18 protein-coding genes are annotated in these 20342 nt (G+C 61.5%); 1 reads left to right on the top strand and 17 read right to left on the bottom strand.

Going from position 1 to position 20342, the window contains the following annotated elements; translation table 11 throughout:
- Positions 1–24: 24 nt before the first annotated feature.
- Positions 25–1431 carry a hemolysin family protein gene (locus tag AWB64_RS09450; RefSeq protein ID WP_060818718.1) on the bottom strand — a complete coding sequence of 469 codons (1407 nt, stop codon included), beginning with the start codon at positions 1429–1431 and terminating at the stop codon, positions 25–27.
- 60 nt (positions 1432–1491) lie between these two features.
- Positions 1492–2637 carry a sensor histidine kinase gene (locus AWB64_RS09445; protein ID WP_244164007.1) on the bottom strand — a complete coding sequence of 382 codons (1146 nt, stop codon included), beginning with the start codon at positions 2635–2637 and terminating at the stop codon, positions 1492–1494.
- 256 nt (positions 2638–2893) lie between these two features.
- Here AWB64_RS09445 and AWB64_RS09440 point away from each other — a divergent pair, with 256 nt between their 5' ends.
- Positions 2894–3235 (top strand): FKBP-type peptidyl-prolyl cis-trans isomerase, encoded by a 342-nt coding sequence (locus tag AWB64_RS09440; RefSeq protein ID WP_060818465.1) that lies wholly within the window; start codon positions 2894–2896, stop codon positions 3233–3235.
- A 51-nt stretch (positions 3236–3286) separates the two neighbouring features.
- On the opposite strand, the gene AWB64_RS09435 is transcribed toward AWB64_RS09440, so the two are convergent.
- From AWB64_RS09435 to leuD, 15 genes are all read right to left on the bottom strand, one after another.
- Positions 3287–4480, bottom strand: coding sequence for an O-succinylhomoserine sulfhydrylase (locus AWB64_RS09435; RefSeq protein ID WP_060818714.1), 1194 nt, complete (start codon positions 4478–4480; stop codon positions 3287–3289).
- Between the two features lie 284 nt (positions 4481–4764).
- Complete coding sequence (gene purF, locus AWB64_RS09430) at positions 4765–6312, bottom strand: amidophosphoribosyltransferase (protein WP_060818464.1); 1548 nt, start codon at positions 6310–6312, stop codon at positions 4765–4767.
- A 137-nt stretch (positions 6313–6449) separates the two neighbouring features.
- Positions 6450–6986: a CvpA family protein gene (locus AWB64_RS09425; protein WP_060818463.1), complete on the bottom strand. Its 537-nt coding sequence runs from the start codon at positions 6984–6986 to the stop codon at positions 6450–6452.
- 6 nt (positions 6987–6992) lie between these two features.
- The gene (locus tag AWB64_RS09420; protein ID WP_060818462.1) at positions 6993–7880 is read right to left on the bottom strand and encodes an SPOR domain-containing protein; all 888 of its coding nucleotides are present in this window, start codon (positions 7878–7880) and stop codon (positions 6993–6995) included.
- Positions 7881–7915: 35 nt separating this feature from the next.
- A complete protein-coding gene (gene folC, locus AWB64_RS09415; RefSeq protein WP_060818461.1) occupies positions 7916–9238 on the bottom strand; it encodes a bifunctional tetrahydrofolate synthase/dihydrofolate synthase in 1323 nt (440 codons plus the stop codon).
- Between the two features lie 116 nt (positions 9239–9354).
- Complete coding sequence (accD, locus tag AWB64_RS09410; RefSeq protein ID WP_060818460.1) at positions 9355–10227, bottom strand: acetyl-CoA carboxylase, carboxyltransferase subunit beta; 873 nt, start codon at positions 10225–10227, stop codon at positions 9355–9357.
- A gap of 64 nt (positions 10228–10291) precedes the next feature.
- Complete coding sequence (gene trpA / locus AWB64_RS09405) at positions 10292–11095, bottom strand: tryptophan synthase subunit alpha (RefSeq protein WP_060818459.1); 804 nt, start codon at positions 11093–11095, stop codon at positions 10292–10294.
- Between the two features lie 61 nt (positions 11096–11156).
- Positions 11157–12020 carry a DNA-methyltransferase gene (locus AWB64_RS09400; protein ID WP_060818458.1) on the bottom strand — a complete coding sequence of 288 codons (864 nt, stop codon included), beginning with the start codon at positions 12018–12020 and terminating at the stop codon, positions 11157–11159.
- Positions 12021–12031: 11 nt separating this feature from the next.
- Entirely contained in the window at positions 12032–13225 is a 1194-nt protein-coding gene (trpB, locus tag AWB64_RS09395; RefSeq protein ID WP_060818712.1) for a tryptophan synthase subunit beta, read from the bottom strand.
- Between the two features lie 49 nt (positions 13226–13274).
- The gene (locus AWB64_RS09390) at positions 13275–13943 is read right to left on the bottom strand and encodes a phosphoribosylanthranilate isomerase (protein WP_082850432.1); all 669 of its coding nucleotides are present in this window, start codon (positions 13941–13943) and stop codon (positions 13275–13277) included.
- Positions 13921–14766, bottom strand: a complete 846-nt coding sequence (truA, locus tag AWB64_RS09385; protein ID WP_244164006.1) for a tRNA pseudouridine(38-40) synthase TruA — start codon at positions 14764–14766, stop codon at positions 13921–13923. Before truA ends, AWB64_RS09390 begins: the two co-directional genes overlap by 23 nt.
- 7 nt (positions 14767–14773) lie before the next feature.
- Complete coding sequence (locus tag AWB64_RS09380) at positions 14774–16861, bottom strand: motility hub landmark protein FimV (RefSeq protein ID WP_060818455.1); 2088 nt, start codon at positions 16859–16861, stop codon at positions 14774–14776.
- 127 nt (positions 16862–16988) lie between these two features.
- The gene (gene asd / locus AWB64_RS09375; RefSeq protein WP_060818454.1) at positions 16989–18110 is read right to left on the bottom strand and encodes an aspartate-semialdehyde dehydrogenase; all 1122 of its coding nucleotides are present in this window, start codon (positions 18108–18110) and stop codon (positions 16989–16991) included.
- A 468-nt stretch (positions 18111–18578) separates the two neighbouring features.
- The gene (gene leuB, locus AWB64_RS09370) at positions 18579–19646 is read right to left on the bottom strand and encodes a 3-isopropylmalate dehydrogenase (RefSeq protein WP_060818453.1); all 1068 of its coding nucleotides are present in this window, start codon (positions 19644–19646) and stop codon (positions 18579–18581) included.
- A 31-nt stretch (positions 19647–19677) separates the two neighbouring features.
- Positions 19678–20328 (bottom strand): 3-isopropylmalate dehydratase small subunit, encoded by a 651-nt coding sequence (gene leuD / locus AWB64_RS09365; protein ID WP_060818452.1) that lies wholly within the window; start codon positions 20326–20328, stop codon positions 19678–19680.
- Positions 20329–20342 lie beyond the last annotated feature (14 nt).

Genomic DNA, 20342 nt, shown 5'->3' with positions numbered 1-20342 from the left:
CTCAAGCGGTCCCGAGCGGAAGAATCAATGCGCTTCTTCCGCGACCTCTTCATGCGGATACACGCGCACGAGCACGATGCGCGGTCCGTTCATTTTTTTCACGACGATATCGAAGTGGTCGAACCCCACGCGCTGCCCTTCGCTTGGCAAATCGCCCAACGCGTTGATCACGAGGCCGCCAACCGATTCCGCCTGCCCTTCGTCTATATCGATCCCCAACGCCCGCTCAAGCGATACCACAGGCAAGCTGCCCTTGCCCATCAGCGTGCCGTCGTCCATGCGCGACCAGTCGGCGTCGCCCTGACGGAATTCGTCGTGAATCTGGCCGACGAGCGCACCCAGAAGATTGTCGAGCGTAAGAAAACCTAGCGGCTTTTCACCCTTGCGGCCAACCAGGGCGAAATGCGGTGCGCCCTTGCGAAAACGCCGGAACAATTCGAGCGCGGACAGATTTCCCGCCACGTACTGGACCGGGCGCACGTGGCGCGCGAGCGAATCCTGTTTGGTGTCGTGACGCGTCAAGCCGTGGAGAAGGCCGCGCCCGGCGCCATCGCGTGCAAGCAGCAGGTCTTTCAGATGGATCATGCCGAGGACGCGCTCGCTGGTGCCATCGGCGAAAAGCGGATAGCGGCTAAAGCGGTGCCGCGCGACCACCTGCATGTTTTCGCGCATGGACACGTCGTTGCGAAGGCCGATCATTTCGTGACTCGGGCGCATCAGGTCGGACACCGTCATGCGGCTGAAATCCAGCGAATGCGCAATGGTGTTCCATTCGTCGGCGTTATAGCTGGACGCGGCGCTCGATCCCGGCAAACCCAATGTATCCGGCGTGGTCGACGCGCCGCTCAGCCGCCGGCCGCGCAGGATCAGCTTGAGTTCGTCGGTGGAATAATGCGCGTCGCCGCCGTGTCCGGTGCCGAGTCCGAACAGGCGCAGCACGAAGTTCGCGCTTGAATTGAGCACCCAGATGAACGGATACATCGCCCAATAGAAGCCGTAGAGCGGCATGGCGACCCACAGGCCGACCTGTTCGGCGCGGCGGATCGCCCACGATTTCGGCGCGAGTTCGCCCACCACGATGTGCAGAAAAGAAATGCAGGAGAAAGCGAAGAACAACGAGACCGCATCGATCAGCTTCGCCGATTCAATACCCGCCAGCGCGAAAAGCGGATGCAGCAACGCGGCAAACGCCGGCTCGCCCAGCCAGCCGAGCCCAAGCGATGCTAGCGTGATGCCGAGCTGACACGCCGACAAATACGCGTCGAGTTTGCCGTGAACCTTCGCGAGCAGGCGCCCGGGCAAGCCGTTCGACCGCGCGATAGCCTGGACGCGCGTGGCGCGCAACTTCACGAGCCCGAACTCGGCCGCGACGAAAAACCCGTTCAACGCGACGAGCAGCAAGGCACCAATTAGCGCGACAACCTGATTCAAAGCAACCTGCTCCACGAGAGAAAACGCCAGTATAGAGGCGCAAGCTGATCGAAAGTTAAATCAGGTGCCGCTCAGCGGGACGCGCAGCTTGAGCGTGATGTTGGCGTTATCGGCTATGTCGTCGTGTTCGAAGGTGCCGCCGTGCGACTCCGCTACCCGCTTGCAGAGCGCCAGTCCCCATGCAATGCGCGCCGCTTCCCGCGGCTGCGTGGCCTGCTTGCGCGCAAATGCTTCGAGCGCGTGGGGCAAGTCGGGGTCGGTAAGCGCTTTCACCGATGCGGTGAAACTGACGGCCACCTGGAAAGCGCCGTCCTCCACGCGCGCCTGTGCGATAACCGTTGAGCCTGCCGTGCTGCCCTCGGCGGCGAATGCGAGCATCAGCCACAGCGCCTGCACCAAGCGTTCTTGATCGCCGCTCATCTGCTCTTCGGCCAGCGCCGATTCCACCTGCAGCGTCACCTTGCGCGCCGTGGCAAGACCCGCGCGCGCGTCGCTCGCCGCGTGCTCGACGAGCGGACGCAAGGCGAATATGGTGCGATCAAGCGTGAGCGTCCGGGTTTCGGCGCGGGTGGTATCGATTGTTTGCTCGATCAGCTTCACCTGTTGCTCGACGCCCGAACGAATCCCGCCGAGGGCGCGTTGCGCTGCGGCATCGGCGGCGTCGACCTTGCGCTCGAGCACGTAACCCCAGCTATGGATCGCGTTCAACGGTCCGCGCAGGTCGTGCGACGCGATGCCCAGCACGTGATCGCGCATGAACAACGCCGCTTCGGCGCGCAAGTGCGCGGTACGCTCGTCCGCCTGCTTCTGCGGCGTTTGGCAGGCGGAGGTTTCCGGACTGCACGGCGACACGATCAGCGTCACCGTATCCGTATTGGGCAATGCGAGGATGGCAAATGCGCGCAATCGGGCCGGCGCGTCGCCCTCTTCAATCGATACCCGCGCGCGCCGCACGCTGCCGGCGGCGAGCGCTGCGTCGGCGACTTCGGCCAGCACCGCGATCAATGGCTTGGGCAGCGGGATATCGGTGAGCGCGTGGCCTTCGAACGCGTGGGCGTCGCGATCGAACAGATGGGCGAGGACGGTATCGGCAGAGAGGCAGCGCTGCGCGGCATTCAGCACGAGCACGCCATCCATGCCCGCGACCGGCGCTTCAGGACGGGCAACCCGCCCCGTTTCGACCGTGCCGGAAAAAGACGTTGTCACGATTGGAAATCCTTGAGCGTTGATAGAGGCGAGGCGCTCGCCCGCTTTATCGAGATGCCCACTCATTATAGGGGAGTACCGGAAGGCGCCTCGCTTCAGGGAAAGTCAGCCTCATGCAATTATTTTCAAGATATCAGCATGAAGATGGAGCAAATGCCGTGCATGCTTCGCCCGATGTAACGACCAGCTCGAAAGCCCTACAATACGGGTTTCGATTTTAGCTGGCGACGCCGCCGGCACACACAAGGAGAGTTACATGGCGATCGTGACGACAGATTCGGGCCTCAAATATGAAGACCTGATTGTGGGTGAAGGCGCGGATGCCGTCGCCGGAAAAACGGTCAGCGTGCATTACACCGGCTGGCTGACTGACGGGCAGAAGTTCGACTCGAGCCATGACCGCAACGATCCTTTCGCGTTCGTGCTGGGTGGCGGAATGGTCATCAAGGGCTGGGATGAAGGCGTGCAGGGAATGAAAGTCGGCGGCAAGCGCAAGCTGACGATTCCGCCGCAACTCGGATACGGCGTTCGTGGCGCAGGCGGGGTGATTCCGCCGAATGCCACGCTGGTATTCGATGTGGAATTGCTGGACGTTTGATTTTCCAGCGCGGGCGGCGGCCGGTCAGACCCTCGCCGCCCGCGGCCGGCTTTATCGCGCGTTCAAGCCGCGTTCCAGGTCTCCCTTGATATCCGCGGCATTCTCCAGGCCCACCGCCAGCCGGATCAATCCCTCGCGAATCCCCGCCGCTTCCCGAACCTCAGGCGTCAATCGGCCATGCGTTGTCGTGGATGGATGCGTGATCGTCGTGCGCGTATCGCCGAGATTGCCGGTGATCGAACAGATCTTCGTCGAGTCGATCACGCGCCACGCGTTCGCCCGCTGCTCTTCCCGGGTCGCGCCCTTCAGTTCGAACGACACGATTGCGCCACCCGCCTTCTGCTGCTTTTGAGCAATCGCATATTGCGGATGCGACGCGAGCCCCGGATAAAACACACGCTCGATAGCCGGATGCGTTTCCAGCCAGCGCGCAATCTCCAGCGCATTCGCGGATTGCTTTTCGACGCGTAAGGAAAGCGTTTCCATGCCTTTCAGCAACACCCACGCGTTGAACGCGGACAACGTCGGCCCGGCGCTGCGCACGAACGGGAACACCTTTTCCATGATGAACTGCTTCGACCCGACCAGCGCGCCGCCCAGCACGCGGCCCTGGCCATCGAGAAACTTGGTGGCCGAATGCATCACGACGTCCGCGCCGAGTTTCAAGGGCTGCTGCAGCGCCGGACTGCAAAAACAGTTATCGACGACGAACAACGCGCCCACTTCCTTCGAAATCTTTCCGATTGCCTCGATGTCCGCAATCTCCGTCAACGGATTCGACGGTGTTTCAAGGAAAAACATCTTCGTTTCAGGCCGCACGGCGGCGCGCCATTCATCGAGATTGGTCGGATCGACGAATGTGGTGGTAATGCCGAACTTGGTGAAGATCTGCGAGAACATGCCAACCGTCGATCCAAACAGGCTTTTCGAACTGACCAGATGGTCGCCCTGCTGCATGGAACACATCACCACCGACATGATCGCGGCCATTCCCGACGCGGTCGCCATGCACGCCTCGCCGCCTTCGAGCGCGGCCAGGCGCTTCTGGAACATTGCGACGGTTGGATTGGTGAAGCGCGAGTAGGTATATGCCTCTTCCGCGTTCTTGAAGCTCTCCGCGGCGTGCGCGGCGCTTTCGAACACAAAACTCGATGTCAGGAATATCGCTTCCGAATGCTCGTTGAAGTCGCTGCGCAGCGTTCCCGCGCGCACGGCGAGCGTGTCGAAGTTGAGGTTGTCGTCCATGTTCATATCGTCTGTTCTGTCCATTCTTTTCATCTCTTTTATTCGTGGTGGCCCGGCGGCAGCCAAAAACCGGGACGCAAAAAAGCCCGCTTCTGCGTCAGCATGAGCGGGCTCGGTGCGGAAAAGCCGGTAGCGTCGCCGGGAGGTGATCGGTATTTACCGTTCTCACCACCGGTTCGCTTTAGCTGTTTCGGGTCTCGACTGATGAAGCCATCAAAACCCGCGTCCGCAAGCTGATCTCAAATCGACGCAAACCCAATCCTATCACGCGTTTCTTAGTCAGGTCATTCCACCGACAACTGCAGATGCAACTGCGAACGCGATACGCCGCCTTCCATCGCTTCACTGGCGGCGTCGCGATCCGACTGCGCCGAGGGCGCCAGACGCGCCGTTTCGAGCCGATCCAGATAAGCCTCGTTGATATCGCCGGTGATGTAGTTGCCGTCGAAACACGATGCGTCGAATTCGTTCAACTCCGGGTTGATGTCGCGAATGGCCTGCTTGAGATCCGCCACGTCCTGATACACCAGATGATCCGCGCCGATCATGCGCGCGACTTCGTCGTCCGATCGGCCGTGCGCGACCAGTTCGCCACGCGTGGGCATGTCGATGCCATACACGTTCGGGAATTTCACCGGCGGCGCGGCGGACGCGAAAATCACCTTCGCGGCGCCGGCATCGCGCGCCATCTGCACGATTTCATGAGACGTCGTTCCACGAACGATGGAATCGTCCACGATCAACACGTTCTTGCCCTTGAATTCGATCGCCATGGCATTCAGTTTCTGACGCACCGACTTCTTGCGCACCGCCTGGCCCGGCATGATGAACGTGCGGCCAACGTAGCGATTCTTGAAAAACCCTTCGCGATACTCCACGCCCAGCTTCGCGGCCACCTGCATGGCGGCGGGACGCGACGAATCGGGAATCGGCATCACCACATCAATCGCCACACCCGGCAGCACGCGCTTGATCTTCTCGGCGAGGTAATCGCCCATGCGCAAGCGCGCGTTGTAGACCGGCACGCCATCGAGGCACGAATCGGGACGCGCCAGATACACGAGTTCGAAAATGCAGGGGTTGAGGCTGGGGTTATCGGCGCATTGCTGGCTGTGCAGGTTGCCGTCGTTATCGATGAAAATCGCTTCGCCCGGCTCCACGTCGCGCACGAACTCGAAGCCAATGCCTTCAACCGCCACCGATTCCGACGCAACCATCCATTCCACGCCCGTCGCCGTTTCCATCTTGCCGAGCACGAGCGGACGAATGCCGAACGGATCGCGGAACGCCACGAGGCCGTAACCGGCAATCAGCGAAACGATCGCGTACGAACCCTTCACGCGCCGATGCACGCCGCTCACCGCCTTGAAAAGCGCGGCCGGGTCGAGTTGCAGGCCGGAACTCGACAACTGTAGTTCGTGGGCGAAGACGTTGAGCAGGACTTCGGTATCGGACGCGGTGTTGATGTGCCGGCGATCGATCCGGAACATTTCTTCCTTCAACTGCGGCCAGTTCGTCAGGTTGCCGTTGTGCGCGAGGATGATGCCGAACGGCGCGTTCACGTAGAACGGCTGGGCTTCTTCTTCACTCGAAGCCGACCCGGCTGTCGGATAACGCACCTGGCCAATGCCGACATTGCCCGGCAGGCTGCGCATGTTGCGCGTGCGGAACACGTCGCGCACCATGCCATTGGCCTTATGCATGTGGAAGTTGTTGCCGTTCGCCGTCGCAATGCCCGCTGCATCCTGGCCGCGATGCTGCAGGAGCAGCAGGCTGTCATAGATCAACTGGTTGACGGGAGTCTGGGAAACTACGCCTACGATGCCGCACATGGCATTGGTCCTTCAAAGAGTCGAAACGGGTCGAAAGGGCGTATCGGCGCAACGGTTCAGAGCATCTCAAAATATGCCTGAACTGCGTGGTGCTGCGCCGAGCCTTCACACAACCCCCGTGGAGCGCGCCTTGAGCGTTATTGCGCGGGCGCCGTCGACGGTTCTTGCGAGCCGTCCGGCGTGGTGCGCACATACGCGGCGAGCGTATCGGGAAGCAGCGGTTTCAGTTCTCGCACGCCCTGTTCGGCCGCGGGCCGGAACAACGCGTTACGCCAGAAATCGTGTTGCGGCAGTTCGGTCAAGCCCGCCAGGGCGACCAGGATCACTACCAGAATTGCGCCTCGCACGAGGCCAAACAAAAGTCCAAGCGACCGGTCGATACCGCGCAGCCCCACCACTTCGGTCACGCGCGTGAGCAACGCACCAGCCACGCTCGATATCAGCAGTACCGCCGCCACGATCAGCAAAAACGCGATCAGCCATTGTGTCAGCGCGCCGCCCGGCCAGTTCGCCGGAATGTACGGCACGACGAGCCTGACAAACCGCCCGGCGATCAACAACGCCGCGATCCAGCCGATCAGGCCGAACACTTCGGCCAGCAAGCCACGCCACATGCCGCGCAGCGCGGAGAGGCCGATCACGGCCATCACCGCGTAGTCAAAACTCGTGAACATCAAATGCTAATTCGCCGACGCATTGTTGTTGCCGCCACCGCCAAGGCCTGCCTGACGCACCTTGCCCAGCGCCGCCGATGCAGCCGTCCGGTCAGCAAACGGCCCCGCACGCAACAGTGCGCGCGTCGTGCCGTCGGCTTCTTTTCGATGTTCGACATATGCGGGCACTCCCGCCGCCTTCAACTTGGCAACCCAACTTTGGGCGACGGCGTCTTCGTCGAAAGTACCGATCTGGATCACAAAGCGGCTACCCGCGGGCGATGCAGGCGTGTTCTTCTGGGCGGCAGCGGCAGTTGCCGGCGCGTCCGCGAGCGGCTTCGCGGCTTGTGCGGGCGGCGTTGCCGGTGTGACTGGTTTCTGTGCGGCTGGGGCGGACGCAGCGGCTTTCGCCTGTGCCTGCGATTCGGCGGGTTTTGCAGCCGGCTTCGACTGGGGCCTGGCTGCCGGTGCGGCGGCTTTGGGCGGATTGTCCGCGTCAGCGGCCGGACTGTCGGGCGCCACGCCTGCCTGGGTATCGGTTGCTGATTCGGCCGCTGAATCGGTCGCCGGACCCGCTGCCGTATCGCTACGGGAAGTCTTGGGCAACGGCGCGGCGGGGCGCGCGGGGATATCGATGGAAATGTCGTCGGTGACGGGCTTCGGATGTGAATCCAGCACCATCGGCAGGACGATCACCGCCGCCGCGACCAGCGCAAGCGCGCCCACCAGACGGCGACGCGCACGCTGCTTTTCGGGCAGCGTAGGGTCCAGCATCATGGCGTCGGCTTCGGGGCGGTCGCTGCGGCGCGTCCTGCGTTCCGTACGGACGGTCTGACGCGAGCCGCGCGGAGAGTCGGAATATGCATCGCGACCCGAAGGCGCGTCGTCTTTCTTGCCGAACGAAAAAAAGGACATGGTTGGCTTGTGCGAGAGGCTGGCCGGCCGTCCGTTCAATGACGCTGCGATTTACGGTACGCCATGACACCGGCCACCGTATGGAAACTGCCGAAAACCAAAATTCTATCATTTTCGGACGCCCGCTTTAACGCATCTTGAAAAGCGTCGGCCGGATTACTGAATTGTGTAACGCTGCTGTCCGCGCTGTCGTTGACGCCAGCGTCGCGTAAAACGCGTTCGAGCGCGGCCGGCGAGGCGCTGCGGGGCGTGGGCAGCGCCGTCACATTCCAGTGATCGATCTCGCCTTTCAGATGTTCCACAATGCCGGCGATGTCCTTGTCGGCCATCGCACCGAACACCGCATAGGTGTAGGGAAAAAAGCCCATGTTGCCGAGATTCTGTGCCAGAACCGCTGCTGCGTGCGGGTTGTGGGCGACGTCGAGGATCACTTGCGGCTTGCCCGGCACGACCTGGAAACGGCCCGGCAACTCGACGTTCGCGAGGCCGAGGCGAATATCCTGCGCCGATACGGGAATCCGGTCGCGCAAGGCTTCGAGCGCGGCAAGCGCCGCCGACGTATTGATCAGTTGATTCGCGCCGCGCAATGCCGGATAGGCCAGCGCGGAGCGCCGCTGCGTACGGCCGATGTAACTCCATTGCTGGCGCTCGTTGCCGCCCTGCGCTTCGTATCGGAAGTCTCGCCCGACCAGCCACAGATCCGCACCGATCGCCTCCGCGTGATCGATCAGCGACTGCGGCGGCGACGGATCGCCGCAAACCGCAGGGGTGTTTGCACGGAAAATGCCGGCTTTCTCGAAGCCGATCTTCTCCCGCGTGTCGCCAAGATAGGCCGTATGGTCAATATCGATGCTCGTCACGATCGCACAATCCGCATCGATGATATTGACCGCGTCCAGCCGTCCGCCAAGGCCCACTTCCAGGATCACGGCGTCCAGTCCGCTCGATGCAAACAGCCGCATGATCGCAAGCGTCGTGAATTCGAAATACGTCAGCGACACGGGTTCGGCCAGGCTCGTGCGCGCCTTTTCAACGGCTTCGAAGTGTTCGAGCAATTGCGCATCGGTGGCGTCGGCGCCGTTGATCCGCGCGCGCTCGTTGAATTCAAGCAGATGCGGCGACGTATGGCAGCCCACGCGATATCCGGCGCGCAGCAGGATTGTTTCGATGATCGCGCAGGTCGAACCCTTGCCGTTGGTCCCGCCCACGGTGATCACAGGGCACGAGAACTCGAGACCCAGCGCGTCGCGGACCTGGCTGATGCGCGTCAAACCCATATCGATACCGACCGGATGCGCCGATTCCAGATGCGCCAGCCATGCGTCGAGGGAAGGAAAACTAACCGAAGAAGTCGTCATGAAAGAGTGCTGCCAGCCGGCTAAAAACGAGCAAAAAAGAAAAGGCGAAAACAAAAGCGCCGCACGCAACCCTCGGCGGGTTCGCGCGCGGCGCGTGAAAACAACGCGCTATGACTTCAGGCCACCGAATCAGCCGGCTGCATTGTCAGCAACGCAATCAGGCGCGCAATTTCTTCGCGCATTTTCCGGCGATCCACGATCATATCGATCGCGCCCTTCTGAATCAGGAACTCCGAGCGCTGAAAGCCTTCCGGCAATTTTTCGCGCACGGTCTGCTCGATCACGCGCGGTCCCGCAAAACCAATCAGCGCCTTCGGTTCCGCTATCACCACGTCGCCGAGGAAGGCGAAACTGGCGGATACGCCGCCCATGGTGGGATCGGTGAGAACGGAGATGAACGGCAACTTGGCTTCGGCGAGCTTGGTCAGCATGGCCGTGGTTTTAGCCATCTGCATGAGCGACAGCAAGCTTTCCTGCATCCGCGCACCGCCCGATGCCGTGAAGCAGATGAACGGCGTGCGTTGTTCGAGCGCATTGCGCGCGCCGCGTGCAAAACGTTCGCCGACGACCGAACCCATCGAGCCGCCCATGAACGAAAACTCGAAGCAGGCGGTCGTGACCGGAATGGTGTGGATCGCGCCGCCCATGACCACCATGGCGTCGGTCTCGTCGGTATCTTCCATCGCTTCTTTCAGGCGATCCGGATACTTGCGGCTGTCCTTGAACTTGAGCGCGTCGACGGGCAGCACTTCCTGGCCGATTTCATAGCGGCCTTCCGGATCGAGCAGGCCGTCAAGCCGTTCGCGCGCGCCAATCCGCATGTGGTGGCTGCACTTCGGGCAGACATGCAGATTCGCCTCGACGTCGTTGCGGTACAGCACCGCTTCGCACGACGGGCACTTGATCCACAACCCTTCCGGAATGCCCTTGCGGCTTTTCGGATCGGTTTGCTTGATCTTGGGCGGTAACAGTTTGTCGAGCCAGCTCATCGTGTTTCCTTCATGTTTCGCGTGTTTTCGCAGCTATTTTGCTTCATATAGCCACAATCACGGGTTATTTTGCAGAATCGAGCGCCGCACGAATCTCGGCGATAAAACCCGTCAGTTTCTCAGCCGCCGTGTCCGGCGACGCCTCTTCGAGCAATTGCACGAGACGGCTGCCGATCACGACAGCATCCGCTACATCCGCCACCAGCCTTGCCGACGCCGCATCGCGGATACCAAAACCAACGCCGACCGGCAGCGCTACATGCGCCTTGATGGCCGGGATTTTACTCGCGATACTCGCCACGTCCAGATTTGCCGCGCCGGTCACGCCTTTCAACGACACGTAATACACATAGCCGCTTGCCACCTTGCCCACGGCGGCAATGCGTTCATCGGTCGATGTGGGCGCAAGCAAAAAGATGGGATCGATACCGGCAGCGAGCATCGACTGGCTGAATTCCACCGATTCCTCCGGCGGATAATCCACGACCAATACGCCATCCACGCCCGCTTCCTTCGCGGCCTTTGCGAAGGCTTCGGTGCCCATGCGCTCGATCGGATTCGCATATCCCATCAGCACAACCGGCGTCACGGTATTGGTTTCGCGAAAGCGCGTTACGTCAGCGAGAACGTGCTTGAGCGATACGCCGCGCGCCAAAGCCCGCTCGGAAGAACGCTGGATCACGGGACCATCGGCCATGGGGTCGGAAAACGGCACGCCGAGTTCGATTACGTCCGCGCCGCCCTTGGCGAGCGCGTGCATGAATTCGACGGTCTGCTCGGGATTCGGATCGCCTGCAGTGATGAACGGGATCAAACCCTTTTTGCCCTGCTCGGCCAATGCCGCGAATGTACTTTTGATACGGGACATGATTATCTCTTTGCGCGTTAGCCGCGCGTTTGACGTTTTTTAGCAGCGACTTGAGCGAACTTCACGCTTGATCGATGGAAGCATTTTCAGCGATGACCGCCGGCTTTTCGGCAGCCACAACAGCCGGTGGAGTCTGTGCCACGCGCGCTTGCGCAATCGCGTGGTAATCCGCGTTGATCTCGTAGCCGACGAACTGCCGCCCGTGGCGCGCGCAGGCAACCGCCGTCGTGCCACTTCCCATGAACGGATCAAGCACGCGGCCGCCGCGCGGACAACTCGCCAATACCATTCGCTCGACGATTTCGAGCGGCTTTTGCGTCGGATGATCAACCCGCTCAGCATGCTGCCGATGCAACCGCGACACCGACCACACGTCTTTCGGGTTGTATCCGAGTTCGAGCCACTTGCTACCTTCGAACAATTTTCGCGAACGCGCTTTCTTCGTCACTGCGTCGTAGGGAATGCGGATGGGATCGAGATCGAAGAAGTAATCCTTCGATACCGCAAAATAACCGATGTTGTCATGCACCGACGTAAATCTGCGCACCGTTCCGCCCATGCTCGGCACCCGCCTATCCCAGACAATCTCGTTGACCATTGTCAGGCGGCGCTTGAGGAACACAAAAATCTCGGGCGCATATTGCCACGTGCAAAAAATGTAGAGCGAACCGCTCGGCTTGAGCTTCGGAATGGCCAGTTCAAGCCAGCCGTAGGTCCAGTCGAGGAATGCATCGCCGGAACGCATGTCCGAATCGTTGCCGTAATCCTTGCCGAGACCATACGGCGGATCGGCCACGATCAGATCGATCGAGCCGTCCGGCAGGTTCGCTGCATCGGCGAGAAAATCGCGATGATGCAACTGGATACCGCCGTGCGCGTAGGCGTCGGTGGCATCCGGCGTTGCATGGACAATCTCATCGCGCATGAGTTGTGGGCTCAGAACGTGATGCCGGTGCGCTCGGCGACCGTATGCATGTCCTTGTCGCCACGACCCGACAGATTGACGAGCAGCAGCTTGTCCTTGGGCAGCGTGGGCGCGAGCTTCGCGGCGTAGGCAAGCGCATGGCTCGACTCGAGCGCGGGAATGATCCCTTCGATCCGGCAGCAATCGTGGAAACCCTTCAGCGCTTCTTCGTCGGTAATGCCCACGTACTCCGCGCGTCCCGCATCCTTCAGCCACGCGTGTTCCGGACCGACGCCCGGATAATCCAGCCCCGCCGAGACCGAATGCGTCTCGATAATCTGGCCGTTATCGTCCTGCAGAAGATAAGTGCGGTTGCCGTGCAGCACGCCGGGACTTCCACCTATCAGCGAAGCAGCGTGACGCCCGCTTTCGATGCCATCGCCTGCAGCTTCCACGCCGATCAGCCGCACGTCTTCATTCTCGATGTACGGATAAAAGATACCCATTGCGTTCGATCCACCGCCGACACATGCGATCACCGCATCGGGCTGACGACCGGTCATCTCGGGCATCTGAACCTTGCATTCGTCGCCAATGACGCGCTGGAAGTCGCGCACCATCATCGGATACGGATGCGGACCCGCCACCGTGCCAATGATGTAGAACGTGTTTTCGACGTTCGTGACCCAGTCGCGCATGGCTTCATTCAGCGCGTCTTTTAGCGTCTTGGAACCGGATTCCACCGGCACGACCGTCGCGCCAAGGAGCTTCATGCGGTACACGTTCGCAGCCTGACGCTTCACGTCCTCCGAGCCCATATACACAACGCATTCCATGCCGAAACGCGCCGCAATGGTCGCGGTCGCCACGCCGTGCTGTCCCGCGCCGGTTTCCGCGATCACGCGCGGCTTGCCCATCTTGCGTGCGAGCAGCGCCTGGCCAATCACGTTGTTCACCTTGTGCGCGCCGGTGTGGTTCAAATCCTCGCGCTTCAAGTAAATCTGCGCGCCGCCGAGCATCTCGCTCCAGCGCTTGGCGTGATAGATCGGCGACGGACGGCCAACGTAATGCTTCAGTTCATATTCATATTCCGCGATGAACGCCGGATCCTTGCTGCATTCGGCGTATGCATCGCGAAGTTCGTCGAGTGCATGAATGAGCGTTTCGGAGACGAACGTGCCGCCATAAGGGCCGAAATGGCCTCGATTGTCTGGTAAGTTGTACATGTATGTCACTCTCTCGGTCCGCGGGAAGCGTTGCGCTTGTCCGCGTTGATCATCCGGCATCCGCTTCACGCACCGCGCGTACGAACGCCGCCATTCGGGCGTGATCCTTCACGCCCCTGGCCCCCGCTACTTCGATGCCGCTGGAGACATCGACCGCGTAGGGCCGCACGAGCCGGATGGCCTCATGGACGTTTTGCGCGTTCAACCCACCACTCAAAACGGCCCGATGCCCGAGATCTGTTGGGATAAGTGACCAATCGAATACCTTTCCACCGCCACCGTAGCCATCGACAAAAGCGTCGAGAAGCAAACCGCTGGCTGCTGAATAATTGAGAGATGATTCTACCAAATCGCGTGCGTTGGCATCGGGCCCTACCCGAACCGCCCGCCACCACGGCAAACCGGCGACTTCGGCAAGCGCGGCGCATTGGGCCGGGGTTTCGTCGCCATGAAATTGCAGCAGGGACAATCTCACATTCGACGTCACTTCGCGAATCCATTCCGGCGTCGCGTTGACGAACAAACCCACGGCCGACACCAGCGGCGGCACGCGTTCCGCCAGATCTATCGCCTGGCCGACGCTGACCGATCTCGGGCTCGGCGGATAAAACACGAAACCGACGGCGTCGGCGCCCAGGTCGACGGCGGTATCGACGTCTTCCGTCTTCGACAGACCACACAGCTTGATGCGCGTTCTATGCAGATCCTGATTGTTCACGTTCACGCTCTCGTCCACGTTCGATTTCTTGCCAGACCGCGCTCCACGGGTAGCTTCCCAGACACGGCGCGGGCACGGCGAAGTGCTCAGGATAGCCGACCTCGGCCAGATAGAGGCCGTCGGGCATGAAGGTCGGCGCGGCGCGCTTGCGATCGCGCGCCTCCAGCAATTCGCGCATCCAAGAAGGCGGATGCTTGCCACGGCCAATCGCGACGAAACATCCCATCAGGTTGCGCACCATGTGATGCAAAAACGCGTTTGCGCGAAAGCGGAAGTGGATGAAATCGCCCTGCTCCACAATGTCGATCTGATGCAAGTATTTCACCGGCGTCTTCGCCTGGCACTCGGACGATCGAAACGCCGTGAAATCATGCTTGCCGATAATGCTGGCCGCCGCCTCGCGCATTGCGTCGGCGTCGAGCGGCGCGTAGCACCAGCCGGCGCGGCCGGGGATCATAGGCGAGCGAACGGGGTTCACGTACAGCGCGTAGTAATACGTGCGCTCGAACGCGCCGAAGCGCGCGTGGAAATCGTCGGGCATCGGGCGCGCCCACTGGACCGCGACACTGTGCGGCAAATACGCGTTCGTTCCGCGAACCCAGGCAAAGTCGGTACGGTCGAGCTCGGTATCGAAATGAACGACCTGACCTAGCGCATGAACACCCGCATCCGTGCGTCCCGCGACAACCGTCTGCACGCGCGTCTGCATGAACTTGCCGAGCGCATGTTCGAGCACGTCCTGCACGGTCTCGACGTCGGATTGTGTCTGCCAGCCGCTGAACGCCGAACCGTCGTACTGGATACCAAGTGCAATGCGTTTCAAGGGCATATCAGGAAAGCGGCGCCAGTGTGGATAACAGCGTGGCGGCGGGCTGGCGCGTGGCTGGATCGTTGGATTCGATGACTTCCTGCAACAGCGTGCGCGCGCCGGACAAGTCGCCGAGTTCGATGTATTCGACAGCCAGTTCCAGCTTGTTGCGAGCGATGGTTGCAATCTGCTCCGGGGTGAATGCAGGCAGCGGCTCGGTCTGGCTTGCGGGCGAGTCGTAGTCGAAGTCGAGGCTCAACGGCCCGAAGCGCGAGGCTCCCAGACCGGCCACCGAGGCCGCGCCGGCCGTCCCCGTTTCGATTTGCCCGGCGGCCGATTCCGCAGACGGCCCGGACGGCGCATCGGGATGACGATGCTGCTCGTTCTGACGATCGAACACGGCGGGATCGGCGATGGGTTGCGGGATTATCGTGGCTGGATCGATTTGGGGTGGTTCTGCCGCTGCGGGATGGTCGGTTTCAAGCGGCGCTTCCCGGCGAGGCGGCAAGCCGAAATCGAGCGCGCTCAAGGCTTCGATTGCTTCCTGCGGGAATTTGGGTTGAGGAAGGCCCGAAGCGGCGGAGGATGGCTCGTCGTCGTAGGAAGAATCGGAGTCGGTTGCGTGATCGGGGGGCTGAATCGTGGCTTCTTGTGCAGCGGCTTCACGAGCTTCGGCTTCTCGAGCCGCAGCTTCGCGTGTAGCGGCCTCGTGGGCTTCGGCTTCCCGAACTGCTGCTTCGCGCGCCTCAGCCTCCACTCTTTCGGCCTCATGCGCAGCCGCCTCGCGTGCAGCCGCCTCGCGTGCCGCCGCCTCCCTCGCCTCCGCTTCCCGAACGGCAGCTTCCCGGGCAATGGCCTCCCGCGTCGCTTGCTCCAGGGCTGCGGCGTGTTCTGCTGCAGCGCGTTCAGCAGCCAGCGCCGCCTCGACCGCGCCCGGCCGTGGCGGCGTGAAATCACGATGAAGCGCCGCCGGTGCATCCGGCATGAACGGCGCACGCTTCGCCTCTGGCTCGGGCGGCAGGGCAGCAGTGCTCAACGTCACGCGCGCTGCGTCGGCATCGTCGAGATCGGCTTCGTTCGGCGTGAGCGGCATGTCTTCAGTAGGGGAATCGAAGACCTGGGCCGCATCGTAGTTTTCCATGCTGCCCGCGACCACGTTCAACTCACCTTGCCCGCGTTGCACGGCCGTGCCTTCCAGATCGGCAGCGCCTGTCGCCGAATGCGAAGGGGCTTCGTGCGCCAGGGTGCGCGGCGTTTCCGGTGGCGGTGGAACAACAGGCGTGTCCGGCGTTACGGGTTCGTCCGCTGGCGCTGCGGCGACACGGCGCCGCTTGCCGGCTCGCATTGCCATGAGAAGCAGGCCAATAGCCACAATCACGCCGATGATCCAGGCAATCGGCCCGTTTGCCGGCGCGGCCGAAGGACTCACCGTGGACGCGGGCACAACCGGCGGCGCAGCGGGCGCCGACGCCACTGCCGGCGTGGATGCCGGCGTACTTTCGCTGCCGCTCGCAGTAGGCTGAGCCTCGGAGACAGGTGCTGCTGCGCTTGCATCGCTCGTTGCGGTCGCGGCGCCGCTTATCGGCCCACCGGTGACATTCGATGCCGCCTCCGCTGGAGCACCTGCGGTTTCCGGAGCGCTTGCTCCGACTGTGGGCGCCGACGCCACGGACGCCACCGACGCCGCCGTACCGGACGCCGCGCCATCAGGAGCCGAAGCCTCCGCCGCGCTCGCCGCGCCATCTGTCTGAGGCACGTTCAAAACCGATCCCAGTTTCAACCGGCTTGGATCGTGACCCATGAACGCGTTCGGATTGGCATCGAAGAGCGCGCGGGCCATTTTTTCGCGCGTGGCGCGATCGGTCGATCCTGTGATCTGCGTAGCGATATCGCTCAGCGATTGCCCGGGCTTCACGCTGTATTGCGTGACCGCGCCTGCGTCCGATGCAGCCACGGTGGCGGATGCAGCGCTGGCTTGAGCCATTGCATCGAATGAAACAGACGTCCCGAGCAGCACACTCGCAACGCTCGCCGCAATCAGCACCGTGCGCCGCGCACGGCTGGCGTGGCGGGGCTGCGAACGAAGTGGCCGACTCGGACGAACGATCATTGAAACTCCAGGCGAGTGGACGGAAAACAGGAAACGGAACCGCGGAAACGCCGTCGCAAAACGAAAAAGCGCCGCGCAAGCGCGACGCTTCAATCGAACAGCCGCGCGTCGTGGCGCGTAGTTTACTTTACTTGTCGAGCAGGATGCGAAGCATCCGGCGCAGCGGTTCGGCCGCGCCCCATAGCAACTGGTCGCCCACGGTGAACGCGGACAGATATTCGCCGCCCATCGCGAGTTTGCGCAGACGGCCGACCGGCACCGTCAGCGAACCCGTAACGACCGCCGGCGACAAATCGCGCATCGACGCTTCACGTTCGTTCGGGACCACCTTCACCCAATCATTCGCCGATGCCAGAATGCCGTGCACCTCATCCAGCGGCACGTCCTTCGTGAGCTTGATGGTGAGCGCCTGCGAATGGCAACGCATTGCGCCGATGCGCACGCACAGGCCATCGACCGGAACCGAGCCTGGCTCGCCCATGGCGGGAAGCCCGAGAATCTTGTTGGTTTCCGCGCCGCCCTTCCATTCTTCCTTCGACATGCCGTTGCCGAGATCTTTATCGATCCACGGAATCAGCGAGCCCGCGAGCGGCACGCCGAAGTTGTCAACAGGCATGCGTTCGCTCGACATGGCCGCCAGAACGCGCTTGTCGATATCCAGAATAGCCGATGCCGGGTCCGCCAGATCTTCCTTGGCCGCCCCGTACAGCACGCCCATTTGCTGCAGCAGTTCGCGCATGTTCTGCGCGCCCGCGCCGGAAGCCGCCTGATACGTCATGGCGGTCGTCCATTCGATCAGCTTGTGATTGAACAGGCCGCCGAGCGCCATCAGCATCAGGCTGACCGTGCAATTCCCGCCGATAAAATTCCGGCCGCCCTTGACCAGCGAATCCTTGATGACGTTCAGGTTCACCGGATCAAGAACGATGACCGCGTCGTCCTTCATGCGCAGCGACGAAGCCGCGTCGATCCAGTAACCTTTCCAGCCGGCCGCGCGCAGCTTCGGATACACGTCGTTCGTGTAATCGCCGCCCTGGCACGTAATGATCGCGTCGCACTTTTTCAGGTCGTCAATGCTTGTCGCATCTTTGAGTTTCGTCTCGTTTTTCGCGAACGACGGCGCATTGCCGCCCGCATTGCTGGTGCTGAAAAACACCGGTTCGATCAGGTCGAAATCGCCTTCCTGCTGCATGCGCTGCATCAGGACGCTGCCGACCATGCCGCGCCAACCAACGAGACCTACGTTCATGACTAACCTTTAGTTTGGACACTTCCCCGCTTGGATCCGACCCTCCGCCGGCGTGACCGCGCGGGGAAGATGGGCGGGCACGGCAGGCGATCAGCGCAACGTGATCGTTTTGAGGGAAATGGTTTTCGTAATGCGTTTGAGGCACGTGCGTGTGTTCAAACGCGTAATGGCGAGACGAATCGTGCGGGCGCCTTCAATGCCGCCGCATGAAATCGAGTCCTGAGAGATTTTAGAGATCTTCGCCATAACAAAAGAGTCTACACGATAACCCACCTATTTCGTGCTCGTTTCGTGCTCTGCGCAAGCGTTTCACGCTGTTTCGACGTGGTTCATGCGCCAAAAGCCACGAATCGAGATGAAATATCGCGATCGACCGTATCTTGATAACACCCCGATCGCGAGACGCTTTTCCACCGGAATTTTTCGCCGCTTTGCTCAGCGGAAAAGCGCGTTGCCATTTCCAGGAACTTAAAGCGCCGCGAGAACCGCGTCGCCCATTTCCTTCGTACCGACCGTGCGGCCGTCTTGCGTGGCGATATCGCCGGTACGGAAACCTTGCGCCAGCACCTTCTTCACCGCCGTTTCAATGCGATCCGCCTGCTCCGTCTTGCCGAGCGAATAACGCAGCATCATTGCGGCGGAAAGGATGGTTGCGAGCGGATTCGCCACGCCCTTGCCCGCGATATCCGGCGCCGAACCATGCGATGGTTCGTACAAGCCCTTGTTGTTCTTGTCGAGGGAAGCCGAAGGCAACATGCCGATAGACCCCGTCAACATGGCCGCTTCGTCCGAGAGAATGTCGCCGAACATGTTGCCCGTCACGACCACGTCGAACGCTTTCGGCGCCTTTACCAGCTGCATGGCCGCGTTGTCCACGTACATGTGCGACAGCTCGACGTCCGCATATTCCTTCGATACATCGATCATCACGTCGCGCCACAATTGCGACGTTTCGAGCACGTTCGCCTTGTCGACGCTCGTCAGTTTCTTCGCGCGCTTTTGCGCAGCCTGAAACGCGACGTGCGCAATGCGGCGCACTTCCGGCTCGGAATAACGCATGGTGTCGAAGCCTTCCTTCGCGCCTTCGAACAAGCCATCCGGCGATGACCGCACGCCGCGCGGCTGGCCGAAATAGATATCGCCATTCAGTTCGCGGATGATCAAAATATCCAGCCCGGCAACAATCTCCGGTTTCAGCGACGAAGCCGCCGTCAGTTGCGGATAACAAATCGCTGGCCGGAAATTCGCGAACAATTGCAGATGCTTGCGCAGGCCCAGAATGGCTTGCTCGGGACGCAGTGCGCGCTCGAGCGAATCGTATTTCCAGTCGCCGACCGCGCCGAACAGGATCGCATCCGATGCCTTCGCCAGCGCGAGCGTTGCGTCCGGCAGCGGATGGCCGCTCGCCTCGTAACCCGCGCCACCGACCGGCGCTTCTTCGATCTCGAACTTCTCGCCAAGCGCGTTCAGGACCTTGACAGCTTCCTTGATGATTTCCGGACCGATGCCATCGCCGGGCAGCACTGCAATCTTCATGGTGTTTCCTTGGGTCTTGGTTGTTTGGTTCTTAGCGCACGAGGCGATTGTTCAGCCACGGTTGCGTGACGAGACGCTCGTTTTCGAATTGCCGGATCTTGTCGGCGTGGCGCAGCGTCAGGGCGATATCGTCGAAACCATTCAGCAGGCAGAACTTGCGAAAGCCCGGTACGTCGAACGGATATTCCGTGCCGTTGCCCGTCAGCACGACCTGACGCTCGAGGTCCACGGTCAGTGTGAAGCCGTTGAATGCGTAGGTTTCGTTGAACAGCTTGTCGACCTGGCTTTCCGTCAGCACGATCGGCAGCAGGCCATTCTTGAAGCAGTTGTTATAGAAGATATCCGCGAAACTCGGCGCGATGATCGCTCGAAAACCGTATTGGTCCAGCGCCCACGGCGCATGTTCGCGCGAGCTGCCGCAACCGAAATTCTCGCGCGTCAGCAAGATCGACGCGCCCTTGTAGCGCGCCTGATTCAGCACGAAATCCGGGTTCAGCGGACGCTTCGAATTGTCCTGGCCGGGTTCGCCGACATCCAGGTAACGCCATTCGTCGAAGGCATTCGGGCCGAAACCCGTGCGCTTGATCGACTTCAAAAACTGCTTCGGGATGATCGCGTCGGTATCGACGTTTGCACGATCCAGCGGCGCCACGAGCCCGCTATGTACAGTGAATTTTTCCATGATCCGTAACCGGT

It is taken from the genome of Caballeronia sordidicola, from assembly GCF_001544455.2.
GTDB lineage: Bacteria > Pseudomonadota > Gammaproteobacteria > Burkholderiales > Burkholderiaceae > Caballeronia > Caballeronia sordidicola.
Note: the sequence above shows the minus strand (reverse complement) of the source record. Positions and strands in the feature narration are given on the sequence as shown.

Excerpts from the sequence above, each read along its gene's own strand:
- AWB64_RS09440 (WP_060818465.1), top strand. The coding sequence starts at position 2,894 with ATGGCGATCGTGACGACAGATTCGGGCCTCAAATATGAAGACCTGATT.
- AWB64_RS09435 (WP_060818714.1), bottom strand. The coding sequence starts at position 4,480 with ATGGACGACAACCTCAACTTCGACACGCTCGCCGTGCGCGCGGGAACG.
- purF (WP_060818464.1), bottom strand. The coding sequence starts at position 6,312 with ATGTGCGGCATCGTAGGCGTAGTTTCCCAGACTCCCGTCAACCAGTTG.
- AWB64_RS09425 (WP_060818463.1), bottom strand. The coding sequence starts at position 6,986 with ATGTTCACGAGTTTTGACTACGCGGTGATGGCCGTGATCGGCCTCTCC.
- AWB64_RS09420 (WP_060818462.1), bottom strand. The coding sequence starts at position 7,880 with ATGTCCTTTTTTTCGTTCGGCAAGAAAGACGACGCGCCTTCGGGTCGC.
- folC (WP_060818461.1), bottom strand. The coding sequence starts at position 9,238 with ATGACGACTTCTTCGGTTAGTTTTCCTTCCCTCGACGCATGGCTGGCG.
- accD (WP_060818460.1), bottom strand. The coding sequence starts at position 10,227 with ATGAGCTGGCTCGACAAACTGTTACCGCCCAAGATCAAGCAAACCGAT.
- trpA (WP_060818459.1), bottom strand. The coding sequence starts at position 11,095 with ATGTCCCGTATCAAAAGTACATTCGCGGCATTGGCCGAGCAGGGCAAA.
- AWB64_RS09400 (WP_060818458.1), bottom strand. The coding sequence starts at position 12,020 with ATGCGCGATGAGATTGTCCATGCAACGCCGGATGCCACCGACGCCTAC.
- trpB (WP_060818712.1), bottom strand. The coding sequence starts at position 13,225 with ATGTACAACTTACCAGACAATCGAGGCCATTTCGGCCCTTATGGCGGC.
- AWB64_RS09380 (WP_060818455.1), bottom strand. The coding sequence starts at position 16,861 with ATGATCGTTCGTCCGAGTCGGCCACTTCGTTCGCAGCCCCGCCACGCC.
- asd (WP_060818454.1), bottom strand. The coding sequence starts at position 18,110 with ATGAACGTAGGTCTCGTTGGTTGGCGCGGCATGGTCGGCAGCGTCCTG.
- leuB (WP_060818453.1), bottom strand. The coding sequence starts at position 19,646 with ATGAAGATTGCAGTGCTGCCCGGCGATGGCATCGGTCCGGAAATCATC.
- leuD (WP_060818452.1), bottom strand. The coding sequence starts at position 20,328 with ATGGAAAAATTCACTGTACATAGCGGGCTCGTGGCGCCGCTGGATCGT.